The 14,963-nt window shown below is 42.1% G+C and carries 11 protein-coding genes, 1 riboswitch and 1 other annotated feature; of the genes, 1 reads left to right on the forward strand and 10 read right to left on the reverse strand.

Going from position 1 to position 14,963, the window contains the following annotated elements; all coding sequences use genetic code 11:
* Positions 1 to 62 precede the first annotated feature (62 nt).
* From QN079_RS09150 to QN079_RS09160, 3 genes are all read right to left on the reverse strand, one after another.
* Entirely contained in the window at positions 63 to 830 is a 768-nt protein-coding gene (locus QN079_RS09150) for an inositol monophosphatase family protein (RefSeq protein WP_005230062.1), read from the reverse strand.
* 8 nt (positions 831 to 838) lie between these two features.
* Positions 839 to 1,111, reverse strand: coding sequence for a UPF0223 family protein (locus tag QN079_RS09155; RefSeq protein ID WP_008381425.1), 273 nt, complete (start codon positions 1,109 to 1,111; stop codon positions 839 to 841).
* 207 nt (positions 1,112 to 1,318) lie between these two features.
* Entirely contained in the window at positions 1,319 to 2,224 is a 906-nt protein-coding gene (locus QN079_RS09160) for a hypothetical protein (RefSeq protein WP_271772738.1), read from the reverse strand.
* 188 nt (positions 2,225 to 2,412) lie between these two features.
* Between QN079_RS09160 and QN079_RS09165 the strand changes: the two genes are divergently transcribed.
* Positions 2,413 to 2,937, forward strand: a complete 525-nt coding sequence (locus QN079_RS09165) for a type 1 glutamine amidotransferase domain-containing protein (protein ID WP_005230058.1) — start codon at positions 2,413 to 2,415, stop codon at positions 2,935 to 2,937.
* Positions 2,938 to 3,009: 72 nt separating this feature from the next.
* Here QN079_RS09165 and QN079_RS09170 read toward each other — a convergent pair whose 3' ends face one another.
* The 7 genes from QN079_RS09170 to mgtA all read right to left on the reverse strand — a co-directional run bounded on the left by QN079_RS09170 (position 3,010) and on the right by mgtA (position 14,259).
* Positions 3,010 to 4,209 (reverse strand): MFS transporter, encoded by a 1,200-nt coding sequence (locus QN079_RS09170; protein ID WP_289229573.1) that lies wholly within the window; start codon positions 4,207 to 4,209, stop codon positions 3,010 to 3,012.
* A gap of 162 nt (positions 4,210 to 4,371) precedes the next feature.
* On the reverse strand, positions 4,372 to 5,643 hold the full coding sequence (locus QN079_RS09175) for an O-acetylhomoserine aminocarboxypropyltransferase/cysteine synthase family protein (protein WP_074932646.1): 1,272 nt from the start codon (positions 5,641 to 5,643) through the stop codon (positions 4,372 to 4,374).
* Between the two features lie 50 nt (positions 5,644 to 5,693).
* Positions 5,694 to 5,947 (reverse strand) — a binding site (T-box leader).
* Between the two features lie 110 nt (positions 5,948 to 6,057).
* Entirely contained in the window at positions 6,058 to 7,464 is a 1,407-nt protein-coding gene (gene lpdA, locus QN079_RS09180; protein WP_005230052.1) for a dihydrolipoyl dehydrogenase, read from the reverse strand.
* A 7-nt stretch (positions 7,465 to 7,471) separates the two neighbouring features.
* Positions 7,472 to 9,118 (reverse strand): dihydrolipoyllysine-residue acetyltransferase, encoded by a 1,647-nt coding sequence (locus tag QN079_RS09185; protein WP_015509880.1) that lies wholly within the window; start codon positions 9,116 to 9,118, stop codon positions 7,472 to 7,474.
* A 25-nt stretch (positions 9,119 to 9,143) separates the two neighbouring features.
* Entirely contained in the window at positions 9,144 to 10,121 is a 978-nt protein-coding gene (locus QN079_RS09190) for an alpha-ketoacid dehydrogenase subunit beta (RefSeq protein ID WP_289229574.1), read from the reverse strand.
* 2 nt (positions 10,122 to 10,123) lie between these two features.
* Positions 10,124 to 11,233 (reverse strand): pyruvate dehydrogenase (acetyl-transferring) E1 component subunit alpha, encoded by a 1,110-nt coding sequence (pdhA, locus tag QN079_RS09195; RefSeq protein WP_005231936.1) that lies wholly within the window; start codon positions 11,231 to 11,233, stop codon positions 10,124 to 10,126.
* A gap of 434 nt (positions 11,234 to 11,667) precedes the next feature.
* Entirely contained in the window at positions 11,668 to 14,259 is a 2,592-nt protein-coding gene (mgtA, locus tag QN079_RS09200; protein WP_289229575.1) for a magnesium-translocating P-type ATPase, read from the reverse strand.
* Positions 14,260 to 14,446: 187 nt separating this feature from the next.
* A riboswitch (M-box (ykoK) riboswitch) is annotated at positions 14,447 to 14,618 on the reverse strand.
* Positions 14,619 to 14,963: the final 345 nt, after the last annotated feature.

Consider the following 14,963-nt stretch of genomic DNA (forward strand, 5'->3'; position numbering starts at 1 on the left):
ATAGTGCAAAGTTTTCATTTTTACAGAAAAAGCCAGATATTTATTAAATATCTGGCTTTTTCTTATTGATTGACGATCGCCAATAATTCTTCAAAAGCTTTCGGTGTACCGCCTACGAACAATTCCCGTCCATTCAAGGATAGCGGCTCTCCTTTGATGTTTGCCATTTTTAATCCAAGGGTTTCTAACAAAACGCCCCCTGGCGCATAATCCCATGGCGCAAGATGAGAAAGATAGCCTGCTCTTTGTCCTTTAGCGAGGGCAATCAGCTCTACCCCAGCACAGCCAGTCATACGAATGCCTAATGCTTTGTCACTGACCTCGGTTTCGTGGTGGCGGTTATGGATCAACATGGGCGAATTCAAGCCAACGAGACCTTCGGATAAGGCAATATCTTTCGGCGGTTCGATCTGCTTGCCATTGTTATAGACACCAATCTCTGGCCCACCCCATAAGAATTCATCTTTCATAACATTATAGACAAAGCCAAAGCGCCCTTTGCCCTCTTCGTAAATCGCGATCATGATACAAAAGTTTTCTTTTTCTAACACGAAATTCATCGTTCCATCGATCGGATCAATGATGAAGACCCGCCCACTCATGTCGGCAAGTGTGTCCAGTCCGTTTTCTTCACCTAAAATTTTGGCATCCGGATCATAGGATTGGATCTTACCAATCAGAAAATCTTGCGTGGCTTTATCCAATTCTGTCACTAAGTCTTTCCGTCCTGATTTTGTCTCGACCACTAAGTCTTCTTTATTTAAATTGTCTTTGATCGTTTCACCTGCAGCGATCATCCACTGGCGAACTTCATTAACGATTTCATGCATTCGTTGATCTACCCTTTCATTTTTAGTTTTCCCTCAGTCTTTTTCGCTGCCTGCACAGCATGGTACAGCGAATAGCCTGATAGTTCTTCAAATTCTCTGCCTAAACGGCGTTCCTCGCCAATGCTAGGAACGACTTTCTTAAAGGCTTGATACGCCTCAAGAAACGTGCTACTAGGAAGGCCTTTTTCATAGGCTTGTTCTAATCGTTCCCACATCTTCATGACGACGACCATTTCATCTGTCGACCAATCTAAGTCAAGAGGATATTGATAATCCCGCATATTACCACTCCTATTCATCTTATTCAGTGTACCACAAAATTAAAAATAGGTCAGAGCCTCCGCTGCAAAAAAGGTACATCCTAGCAATGAATGTACCTCTTGTATACAAACTATTCAGATTTTTAGAAGCTGAAACCCATGAATCTCAAATAAGAAGGAAATTCCTTTGTTCTTTCAACGAGATTGCTTATTAGAAAATGACCGATTTCAAAAAGGTTCGTCTAGAAAAGCCTGCAAAAACAAAAAATTTTTAATGATAGTAATTGATTTCCACCACTGTTTACTTATGAAAAACTCTGGGTAATCCGTTCCCCATTGCCATGGAATGACAAATGATCCATCTTCTTGTTGGTATTTTAAAATTTCTTGGGCTTCTTTTTTACATAATTCTTCACTAAAGATCCCAAGCAGCTGCTCTCTTGTAAAGAAAAAATTTGAAGGTTTGCTGACATAAGACGTGAACCACTCTTCTGGCTCGTTTGAGACAGTATGGCGAATTTGCTGGAATAAGATCTCGCGAAAGCGTTCATTTGCTAAAACAGGCTGATACTGGATTTCTTCACAGTCTTGTAATAATTCTAGATAGACGACTAATGTGTGCATTTCACTGGTTGGCTCCTTAAGGAAACTTGCAACTGCTGTTTCGACGATTTCTTGTGCTTTTTGATAGAGGGTAGCTTCCCCTGTTTTTAAGATCATACCAGCTAGACTTACTGTTGGGTTGTCTGCTGGCACGCCTACAGGACTCTCCCACCAAATCGCATGCGGATAGGATACCGTTGACGGCACTTGGTTGAACCATTTCCCTTCAGAAAACTCTTTTCCACTAGCTAAATACCTTAAAATCCCTTGGACTTGTGGATTTGTCGAATGAAGGCATTTAAGCTCTCTTAAAATTCGACATGCCTCCCACACTGCAATCGGTGTACTGTTGGGATTCCAATGATCAGGTTCCAAACCATGCCCATACCCACCATCTTCATTTTGGTAGAATTGTAACGCCTGTAGTACAGCCTCGCGAGATCCATTTTCAAAATGATACTGCCAACGAGCAAGGTCTAAAGGGCGCGCGTTTTTGTAAATAAATTTTCGAGCATTTTCGAATGCTTCCACATCTTCGCCTCCTTTGGCTTTCTTTCATTATCTCTTACTTTCCTAATGATTACAACGCTTACATCACTACCATTTCTCTGAATGACCATTCTCAAAATAGCTTCTTGGCATTTTTTAAGAAGCATACTTTTGGTGTTTCTCTTTGCATGATGTTACAGTAAGAATAACAAGAAAAAGGAGGAATTCTCTTGCGTTTAGAAAACAAAAAAATCATTGCCTTAGTCGACAATGATTTCGAAGATTTAGAACTGTGGTACCCGGTCCATCGGTTACGGGAAGAAGGCGCGCAAGTCGATTTAGTCGGTGAAGAAGCGCATAAAACGTATATTGGCAAATACGGTGTACCCGCAGAATCAGCCTATGCTTTTTCTGATATTCATGCCGATGACTACGATGCCATCTTAGTTCCAGGTGGTTGGGCGCCTGATAAATTACGACGTTTCCCAGAGGTCATCTCTTTCGTGCAAACGATGGACAAAGACGAAAAAGTCATTGGTCAAATCTGTCATGCAGGCTGGGTCTTGATTTCTGCGAATATCCTGCAAGGCAAGACGGTCACCAGTACACCAGGCATCAAAGATGATATGACAAATGCTGGAGCCACATGGGTGGATACACCTGTGGTTACGGATGGACATATCGTTTCCAGCCGCCGTCCTCCAGATCTACCAGACTATATGCGGGAATTTATCGCTGTATTAGAAAAGAAATAGTACCCGTTAATCAGATTCAAAAGAGTTGCGACCGAAGCAAATACGGCCGCAACTCTTTTTTCTACCTATCGATCATTCGCTTAGGATCGCTAGTTTCTTGTTACTTTTAGGGATTTTTTTCACACCGATAAAGGTCAATGCAGCACCTAGAACGGCAAACCCAGTCCCAATCAAAAGCATTTCCCAAACACCGAAGCTTTGGATCAGCATCCCGCCCAAAAGATTGCCAATCACGCCACCGATCGTGGTAGCAATGATAATAATCGTTTGTCCAAAAACCCGATCTTCATCTGCCAAACTATGGTTGAACAAATAAGCCGAAGCTGGAATAAACAAAGCAAAACTAACCCCTTGCATCAAATGGCTCAATTCCATCAAGATAATGGAGCTGATCAACAGCATGAGCACCCCACGAATGGCAAAGGCAACACTGGAAAACAACAGCCAAAAACGGCTAGACCGTATCCTCACTAACTGTTCAAAGAAAATCATGCCTGGCAATTCGCATAACGCCGCAACCATCAGGGCGATGCCAACTTCCTTACTGCCACCGCCAATATTGGCAAAAATTTGTGCCAAAAAGCTGTTGATCATCGTGTGGAAGCTGAAAAGAAAGCTAAACCCGACAAAGAGAAAGAGTAGAAAAGGATATTTCTTCAAAAAGGCACCTGAATGACTTTGTTCTGTCAGCATCACGGGCATTTCTGGCTTCTTGATCGCTGGCAGCAAAAGCAAAATAATGAGAAACAAAACGGCCTGCCCGATAGCGATCATTGGCAAAAGGGCTGCCGAAAACTCCTCCAAGAGCTGCCCCAGTAAAAAGGAGGTCCCCGCAAATCCTAGTGACCCACCCGCACGCGAAAAGCCAAAATTGATTTTGTTGCCGCTATTCGTGTATTCAAACGCCAAGGCGTTGAGAAAGGACTGCATGGAAACGAGCAAAATCCCTCCTAAGACATAGGTCAGTATTGATAATGCAGGGAAAATCACACCTGCTAAGAGCACCGCGACCACGCCGATTGTCATCGTTTTCAAGACAACGATCAGCGGTACTTTACTTTTTTTGATAATGACTTGACTGATGAAGGGCTGCAAAATCGTAGACGCAATATTGACTAAGGCTAAAATACCGCCAATTTTTGCTGGATCGACCTTGAAATAAATCAAAAAAAGCGTCGCAAAGCCATAGATTGAGCAAAACATCATCCAATAAAGAAATTGCAAACTTGTGTAGTAAAACCGAATCCTCTTGTCACTTGCATGATTACGCATACATCCCCCACCTTATCCATATTCCTTAGCAACTAAATATAGCATAGAACCGATGGATTTACTATCCTTCTAACAACAGAAACCGCAGTTTTATTTGAAACACTAACCGACAACAAAAAAGCGCAGCATAGTATCCTGCGCTTTTCCTACTGCTTCAACTATTTAGAGCTGTTGGAAGGCTTGCGTGAGATCTTCCAATAGATCGTTGATGTTTTCCAATCCAATGGATAGGCGAATCGTCTCTGGACGAATTTTGGCTGCTGCAAGTTCTTCTACGCTAAGCTGGGAATGGGTCGTCGAAGCTGGATGGATGATCAAGGACTTTGCATCCCCGACATTTGCCAGCAAAGAGAAGAGCTTGGTTGCGCCACAAAAGGTTTTGCTTGCTTCTGATCCACCCTTTAATCCAAAGGAAAAGACGGAACTGGTCCCTTTGGGGAAATACTCCTGCGCCCGTTCAAAATAGGGGCTGTCCGGCAGTGTTGGGAAATGAACCCAAGAGACTTCCGAGTGCTTGGCTAAAAATTCAGCAACTTGTTGCGCATTTTCTACATGACGTTCCATCCGCAACGAAAGCGTCTCGATGCCTAACAGCAACACCCATGAATTGAAGGGAGAAATCGCAGCGCCTGTATCCCGTAAAAGAATCGTTCGTGCTCGAGTGATATAGGCAGCGTTACCAGCGGCTTCTACCCATGAGATTCCATGGTAGCTATGATCGGGATCGACCAGCTTGGGAAATTTGCCATTTGTCCAATCAAAGTTGCCGCTGTCGATAATGGCCCCTCCCAAAGCAGCGCCGTGACCACCGAGGTATTTTGTCGTGGAATAAACGACGATGTCCGCCCCATGCTCAAATCCTCGAAACAGATAGGGAGTCGCAAAGGTATTGTCAATGATGAGGGGAATCCCTGCTTCATGAGCGATCGCTGCAATCTTTTTAAAGTCGGCAATATCAATATCTGGATTGCCTAAAGACTCTAGAAAAACTGCTTTAGTATTTTCTTGGATGGCTGCTTTTAGTGCTGCCAGATCTTCACTATCAACAAAGCTTGTAGTGATGCCAAAATCTGGCAACGTATGAGCGAATAAATTATAGGTCCCCCCATAAATTGAAGCAGCAGAAACGATATGATCTCCTGCTTGTGCAAGATTTAAAATCGCATAGGTGATCGCTGCTGAGCCAGAAGCCGTTGCTAACGCACCGACACCGCCTTCTAAGAGGGCTAATCGTTCTTCTAGAACAGCCGTTGTCGGATTGGTAATACGGGTATAGATATTGCCATTCTCACTAAGACTAAATCTCGCTGCCGCTTGATCTGCGTCCTCAAACACATACGATGTGGTTTGATAAATGGGTACGGCGCGACTCCCTGTGGTAGGATCTGGTGTTTGTCCTCCGTGTAATTGAATCGTCTCAAATCTTTCTGTCATACTATTCCTCCTTAATAATACAAATAAAAAAGCCCTCTGATATCGAGATATCAAAGGACGTGTTTACGTGTTACCACCTTTATTCAAGCAGACTTTCCAGCATGCTTCTCAGCAAGTACGCGACAAATAAACGTCGTTATACTCTGACGCGATAGCGGGCGCACCCGGATCTTCTTATCTTTCGTACAAGTTCAGAAGATCACCTCTGAGGCCATTTTCGATTGATTCTACAAGTTCTTCTTGCACCCTACGAAGACTCTCTAGGCTTGCCAAATCAATGTACTTTCCTCATCAACGGTTAAAATATTAAGAGCATCGTATCATTTACAGAAGATTCTGTCAATAACTTAGGATCGCTTTATTTTTGGTGATAAAAAAACTCGTTCACCAAATGATGAACGAGTTTCAAAAAGCTTAAATGTGGATTGGTAAACCTAGAGCTAACTCAGCAGCATCCATTGTGATCTCACCTAGAGATGGATGTGGATGGATGGTTAACGCGATATCTTCTGCGTTCATGCCAGATTCAATAGCAAGAGCAAGTTCTGAAACCATATCGCTTGCTCCTAAACCAGCAATTTGCGCACCGATGATCACATTGTCTTCAACCGTTGTTACTAAGCGAATGAATCCTTCGGTTTTTCCTAGAGATAACGCACGACCGTTACCTGAGAATGGGAATTTGAATGCTTTTGCTTCAATTCCAGCATCCTTGGCATCTTTGATGGTCATACCGACAGAAGCCAATTCTGGGTCAGTAAAGGCAACTGCAGGCATCGCTTTGTAATCAACAGCAACTTTTTTGCCAGAGATTGCTTCAGCAGCGATTTTTGCTTCGTAGCTGGCTTTATGTGCTAATGCAGCACCAGGAACGATATCACCAATTGCGTAGATGTTTGATACGTTGGTACGGCCTTGTTTGTCAACCGTGATCAATCCGCGTTCGCCTACTTCAACACCTGCTTGTTCCAAGCCCATGTCATCAGTATTTGGACGACGGCCAACAGTAACCATCACGTAATCAGCAGTAACTGATTCTTCTTTACCATCTACGGCATATTTCACAGTTACGCTATCGCCATTGTCAATTGCTTCTTTCGCCATTGCGTTGGTAACGACTGTTACACCTTTTTTCGCAAAGTCTTCTTCAACCAATTTGACCATGTCTTTTTCATAGGTTGGCAAGATTTGAGGAGAACCTTCAAGGATCGTTACTTCTGCACCTAGGTTTGCATACGCTGCACCTAGTTCAGAACCGATGACACCGCCACCGATAACAACGAATTTTTTAGGAACTTCTTTTAATGCCAATCCGCCAGTTGAATCAAGGACACGTCCGCCGAATTTGAAACCAGGGATTTCAATTGGACGAGAACCTGTTGCGATGATTGCATTGTTGAAAGAGTAAGTTTGTGCTGAATCTGGGTGGATGACACGCAATGTGTGATCATCAACGAAGAAAGCTTCTCCTTCAATTGTTTCAACTTTATGTTTTTTCAATAGGAAACCAACACCAGAAGTTAACGTTTTAACGACTTTGTTGTCTTTCCATTCTTGTGTTTTGGTAAAATCAAGGGAAACATTTTCACTTGTTACACCAAACATTGTTGAATCCAAAGATTCTTGGTAATGATGACCTGCAGCGATCAAAGCTTTTGAAGGGATACAACCAACGTTTAAACAAACGCCGCCGATGTATTCTCTTTCAATGATTGCTACTTTTTGTCCCATTTCAGCAGCGCGGATGGCAGCTACATAGCCGCCAGGTCCCGCACCGATTACAACTGTATCTAATTCAACAGCAAAATCTCCAACTACCATTTGTTAATCATCCTTCCATCATTAATAGCTCTGGATCAGCTAATAGACGTTTGATATTATTCATTGCTTGTTGCGCTGTTGCGCCATCAACGATACGGTGGTCGAAGCTTAATGAAAGTTTCATCACACGTCCGACAACGATTTCGCCTTCAGCGTTTACGATTGGTTGTTGCGCGATCGTACCTACACCCAAAATAGCTACTTCAGGGTAGTTGATTACTGGTGTGAACCAGCCGCCACCAACTGAACCGATGTTACTGATCGTGATGGTACCGTTACGCATATCATCTGCAGCTAATTTGCCGTCATGAGCAAGTTTTGCTTTTTCGTTGATTTCATCAGCGATAGCAAACATGCCTTTACGATCTGCATCTTTTACGTTTGGTACATACAAACCATGGTCAGTATCTGTTGCGATACCGATGTTGTAATAGTTTTTGTATACGATCTCTTGTTTTGCATCATCGATCGACGCATTCAAGATAGGGAATTTTTTCACTGTTGCAGTCAATGCTTTCACAACATATGGTAAGAAAGTAAGTTTTGTGCCGTTTGCAGCAGCAACTTCTTTGAATTTCTTACGGTTATCCCATAGGTTTGTTACTTCAACTTCATCATGCAAGGTTACATGAGGTGCTGTTTGTTTGCTGTTTACCATCGCTTTAGCGATTGCTTTACGTGTAGGTGTTAAGGCCACACGTTCTTCTAAATCACCTAAGTTTGATTTGAAGGCTTTTGCTGGAGCTGCTGGTTTGCTTTCAGTTGCTGCAGCTTTTGTTTCTTCTTTCGCAGGAGCTTGAGTTTCAGCTTTTGCAGCTTGTCCGCCACCTGATAGGAAGTTTTCGATGTCTTCTTTTGTTACACGGCCGCCTTTACCTGTTGCTGATACTTGAGAAATATCAACATCTTTTTCACGAGCAAATTGACGGACAGAAGGCATAGCCAAGACGCGTTTGTTAGGATCTGCTGCTTCAACAACACTTGCTGAACCAGAAGTTTCCACTTTTTCTTTTGGTGCTTCTGCAGATGTGCTTGATGAAGCAGGCGCACTGTTGTGACCAGGTGCGTCGATTTCAACTAAAACATCCCCAACATTTGCGACTGTTCCTTCAGCAACAACGATGTTTTTCACTGTTCCTGTTACTGGAGATGGAATTTCTTCCACTGATTTGTCGTTTTGAACTTCAAGCAACGTATCATCTTCATTGATGGTATCTCCTGCTTTAACGAACCATTTTACGATTTCACCTTCTGCAATACCTTCACCGATATCTGGTAATTTGAATTGGAAAACGCCTGAACCTTCAGAAGAACCAGCTGATGCTTCAGCCGTTTCCGTTGTAGGTTCTGCCGCTGGTTTTGCTGGTGTTTGAGACTCTGCTGCTACACCTTCATCGCCTTCGTTGTCTTCATGTCCTGGTGCATCGATCTCAACAAGGACATCCCCAACGTTTGCGACTGTACCTTCAGGGACAACGATGTTTTTCACTGTTCCTGTTACTGGAGATGGAATTTCTTCCACTGATTTATCATTTTGAACTTCTAGTAAGGTATCATCTTCATTGATGGTATCCCCTGCTTTGACGAACCATTTTACGATTTCGCCTTCTGCAATTCCTTCACCGATATCCGGTAATTTAAATTGAAATGCCATTTTCTATTCTTCCCTTCTTCAACTATTAAAAGTTCACGATTTCTTTCACTTTGTCTTCGATGTCTTTTGCATTTGGCAACCAAATGTTTTCAGCTTGACCGAATGGGAAGATCGTATCTGGTGCAGACACGCGTCCGATTGGAGCTTCTAGTGATAGAACCGCACGTTCAGAAATTTCAGAAACGACTTGAGCGCCAACACCTGCTTGTTTTTGTGCTTCTTGAACGACAACCACACGACCAGTTTTTTCAACTGATTTGATGATCGTTTCAACATCAAGAGGAGCAACTGTACGCAAGTCGATGATTTCAGCGTTGATGTTTTCTTTCGCTAAGTTGTCAGCAGCTTTGATTGCTTCACGAACCATCGCACCATAAGTGATGATGGAAACATCAGAACCTTCACGAGTTACTGCTGCTTTGTCTAAAGGAACTTCGTATGCTTCTTCCGGCACTTCTTCACGGAATGAACGGTAAAGTTTCATGTGCTCTAAGAAAACAACTGGGTCATTGCTGCGGATAGAAGCAATCAATAATCCTTTTGCATCATATGGGTTTGATGGAATAACGACACGGATACCAGGTGATTGAGCGATCAATCCTTCCAAGTTATCTGAGTGCAATTCTGGTGTGTGCACACCGCCACCAAATGGTGAACGAATAGTGATTGGTAAATTACGTGTACCACCCATACGGTAACGAGTACGCGCCATTTGACCAACGATTTCGTCAAAGGTTTCAAATACGAAACCAAAGAATTGGATTTCTGGAACTGGACGGAAACCTTCTAATGCTAAACCGAAAGCCAAGCCGCCGATACCAGATTCAGCAAGAGGGGTATCGAAGACACGAGCTTCGCCGAATTTTTCTTGTAAACCTTCTGTTGCACGGAAAACCCCGCCGTTTTTACCGACATCTTCACCAAAGACTAAAATCTCTTTGTCATTTTCCATTTCAACAGCTAAGGCATCTGTAATTGCTTGAATCATTGTTTTTTGTGCCATGACTATTTCGACTCCTTCGCTTCGTAAGTTGCAATTTGTTCTTTAATGTTTTGTGGTTGAACTTCAAACATGTTTTTCAAGAAATCTGAAACTTTTTGTTTTGGCACGCGGTCAGCTTCAGCGATCGCTGCTTTGATTTCTTCTTTTGTTTGTTCAATGACTTGTTCTTCTTTTTCTTCAGACCAAAGTCCTTTTTCAGTTAGGTAAGTACGGAAACGTACCAATGGATCTTTTTGTTGCCATTCGCTGTCCATGTCTTTTGAACGGTAACGGGTTGGATCATCACCAGACAATGTATGTGGACCGTAACGGTAAGTCAAGGTTTCAATCAATACAGGACCGTTGCCGTTTGCTGCCCATTCACGAGCTGCTTTAGAAACATAGTACACTGCCAATGGATCCATACCGTCAACTTGGATACCAGGGATCCCAGCTGCTGCTGCTTTTTGTGCCAATGTTGGTGCCGCACTTTGTACTTCACGAGGTGTAGAGATCGCAAAACCATTGTTTTGGATGTAGAATACAGCGTTTGCATGGTATGCCCCTGCAAAGTTGATTGCTTCATAGAAGTCCCCTTGTGAAGAACCGCCATCACCTGTATAAGTGAATACAACATTTTTCTTATTGCGTTTTTTCAATCCTAAAGCAACGCCGGCTGCTTGGACGTATTGTGCACCGATGATGATTTGTGGTGGCAATGCTTTTAAATCTTCTGGGTAAAGGTTCCCAGCAACGTGACCACGTGACCATAAGAACGCTTCTTTCAATGGCAGACCGTGTTGGATCAATTGTGGTACATCACGGTAACCTGGTAATAGAACGTCTTCTTTTTCAAAAGCAAATTGACTTGCTAATTGGCTTGCTTCTTGTCCAGCAGTTGGCGCGAAGAAACCTAGACGACCTTGACGGTTTAACGCAGTTGAGCGTTGGTCTAATACACGAGACCATACCATACGAGTCATCAATTCAACTAATTCGTCGTCACTTAAATCTGGTACTAACTCTTGATTTACAATTTTCCCGTCTTTGTCCAAAGCTTGGTAAGTTGGAAAATCTGCATTGACTTGCTCCAAAATCGCTTGGAAATCAAGTGCTTTTTGTTTTTTTGCCATCTTGACACACTTTCCTCTCTGATATAAAAATTCACTTTCGTATGTAACAGGGTTTAAATCTGTACTATCGAAATTTCATTTACTCTTATAAATTATCATTTAACTTCGAAAATGACAAGTGAAAAGGGTATTTTTTTTAATAAAACAATTCCCACTGTAGCAACTCTTAAGAAAACATTAGTGAAATTTATCACATTAAAGCAATCGCTTTCTTCAATTTTTTCTTTTCAGATTCTTTTTTTTATTTAAGAATAGTACAGCAATCATCATTTGGCTAAACAGATTTACCATTAACCTCCTTTTATTACTTGTGAAGGATTCGACTTGAATCAAAAAGAATTTTCTTAAGATGAGAAAAAAATAATACAGAGATTGGATAAAAAGAAACAGATCGGCAATTCTCCCCTCCATAGGAAGAACGCCGACCTGTTTTTTTAAATCCATTCTTTCGTCACATGAATGTAAATGCGTTTGGCAAATTCAACTGTTACTAAATAAGCGAAATTGATACCAATAAACCATGGCCAGTAGCTTGATGGCAGCGCCGCAAAATCGAAGACTGTGTGCAATGGCGTCAAGATAACTAAGAAGCCAACTGCAATTGCTAGGACGCTGGAGATCAAGACTGCCGGTGAAGCAATACTATTGATAAATGGTAATTTTCTTGTTCGGATCATGTGAACGACTAAGGTTTGTGTCGTTAAGCCGATCATAAACCATCCTGCTTGGAACAAGGCTTGCTCTTGGATCGTATTTGCACTAAAGACATGCCACATCACAAAGAAGGTCAAAATATCAAAGATGCTGCTGACCGGTCCAATGCCGACGGTAAACTTCAATAGTCCGCCTACTTGCCATTTGACTGGTTTTTCTAACTCTGCTTTGTCTACGTTGTCCCATGGAATCGTCAATTGTGCCATATCGTACACCAAGTTTTGAACCAACAATTGAATGGACAACATTGGTAAGAAAGGTAAAAAGGCACTAGCAACTAAGATCGAGAAGACATTCCCGAAGTTCGAACTCAACGTCATTTTGATGTACTTCATCATATTGGTAAATACTTTTCGCCCTTCGATGACCCCTTTATCAAGGACATTTAAACTTTTTTCTAATAAAATGATCGAGCTGGCATCTTTGGTGATATCCGCTGCTGTATCAACCGAGATGCCAACATCTGCCGTGCGTAAAGCAGGCGCATCGTTGATGCCATCTCCCATAAAGCCGACTGTATGGCCTGCTGCTTGAATGGTTTCAATGATTCGTGATTTTTGCATTGGGTTTAATTTTGCAAACAGATTGGTTTTTGCAGCTTTCGCTGCTAACTCTTCATCTGACAGATGATCAATATCGGTTCCCAATAAGTGTTCATCTGCATCGATACCAACATCTCGGCAAACTTTTTGCGCAACGATCGCATTATCTCCAGTCAACACTTTGACATTAATGCCATGACCGTGTAAAGAAGCAATCGCTGTTTTGGCTGTTTCTTTTGCTGGATCTAAGAAGCCCATAAAGCCAATCATGATCATGTCTTGTTCGTCTGCTACAGAATAAACGGCATCTGCGTGAGCATCGCGTTTTACGGCAACTGTCAACACGCGCATTCCTTGTTTATTCAAGCGCAGGTTCACTTGACGTAATTGCTCTCTCAATTGAGGAGTCAATTCCATCACTTTGCCATCAACTTCTACGTATTTGCAGACTTGTTCCATTTCTTCAGCTGCACCTTTTGTGACCATCAGTTGATGACCATCCGCATTGACAACAACCGTCAAGCGACGACGTGAAAAGTCAAAAGGAATCTCATCGATTTTTGTCACATCGTTAAATGGCGCTGCCAAACCTTCTTCTTCATAGTAGTTTAGCACTGCGATATCCATCAGGTTTTTCCACCCTGTTTGATAGTAAGAATTTAAATAGGTCATATCAAGAACTTGTTTATCTTCTACGCCAAACGGGTTTAAATGTTGTACCAGCACGACACGATCTTCGGTGATCGTACCCGTTTTATCGGTACATAATACATCCATTGCACCTAAGTTTTGAATCGAAGGCAATTCTTTGACGATCACTTTTTCTTTTGACAAAGAGATCGCCCCTTTGGCTAAGTTACTGGTAACGATCATTGGTAGCATTTCTGGCGTCAAACCAACTGCTACTGCAATCGCGAAGAACAACGCTTCGCCCCAATCACCCTTGGTTAATCCATTGATCAATAAAACGATTGGGAAAAGAACCATGACCATTCGCAACAATAGTTTGCTGACTTTCGTTAAGCCATCTTCAAAGGTTGTTTTGCCGCGTTTCGTGGTCGCATTTTTAGCAATATCGCCAAAGAATGTACTTTGACCGGTTTTCAAAATAATGGCTTTTCCTTGACCACTTAAAACATCGGTACCCATGAAAACAAGATCTTGCATATCTAGTGCAGAAATTTGTTCATCGCTTTCTTTGATCCCAGCATCGACAAATTTTTCAACGGGCATTGATTCGCCTGTTAATGAAGATTGATTGATAAATAAATCTTTGGTCCAAATCAAGATCGCATCCGCAGGGATCATGTCGCCAGTTGCTAAGGTGACGATGTCTCCAGGAACGACTTCATCCATTGGAATTTCTCTCGTGATTCCATCTCTGGTTACGGAACAAGTATTTTCAATAAGTTCTTTTAACGCTAAGCTTGCTTTTTGGGAACGGTATTCTTGGACGAAAGTAATCATGACACTGGCTAAAATCATGATCCCCATCACGATCACTGCTTCAATATCGCCTGTTACAAAAGAAATAATCATTAATAGGGCTAAAACTAACACAAAGGGATCTTTAAAAGCGCCTAAGATCATCAACCAAGCGGGTGTTGGTTTTTGTGCGTCGACTTTGTTTGGACCATACTCTGCTAAACGTTCTGCAGCATCTTCTTCCGATAACCCTTGAAAGGAGGTCCGCATCTCCATCAATAATTCTCTTTCGGTCAATTTTGCAAGTAATTTTAGTTCTTGATCTTTCGATAGTTTTTTTAACATCTTTTTTTCCTCCTAGCACTTAGGAGTTGCTTGCGCCACCCCTAGCGATTCGATAACTACTCCGCTGTTTCATCTGGGGACTGGGGTATTCCATGTGAATCTTCCTTTCTTTTTATTAGGTAAGTCACTGTGGAACGCGCGCAAAAGACACAAAAAAACGCACGCTCCCAATAAGCATGCGTAAAAAACTCATGATCATTGTAGAGCTTTAGCACTATAGGGCGTAGATAGCAAATTTGCTATCAGCTGCTTTGGGTTTAACCTTCACGATTAGACCTGTCCTACCAACTAAGCATCTCTCGATGCTTTTGCGGCAGCAGCTTGTGTCCATATAGGAGCCTCACCTAACAATTATTTGTATAAAATGTCAGTTCGTCGGAAGTCTTTCTTCCAACTACCCACATAATAACTGCTATCCTAACCAATGTCAACAGCATCTAAGGAAAAAAGTACCCTTTTTTCAAAGTTTTCCATAGGTTTTCAAATGAAAGGTCTTACAATAAAATAACAACATTAAAGAACCGATGTGATTTTATACTTGATAAACCTTTATATACGAGCAGATGAACAGAAATCCTTTCAAAGCGAAACTCACACTTAATCAAGCTTCTTCGTTTGTCACAATCAACGAAAAAATGGAAACGGCGTTCCCGCAGGTTTCATGTATATAAAAAGACAGCCATGTAACAAACAGCTGCCTCTTT

The organism is Enterococcus sp. FZMF (assembly GCF_030263915.1).
Lineage (GTDB): Bacteria > Bacillota > Bacilli > Lactobacillales > Enterococcaceae > Enterococcus_D > Enterococcus_D casseliflavus.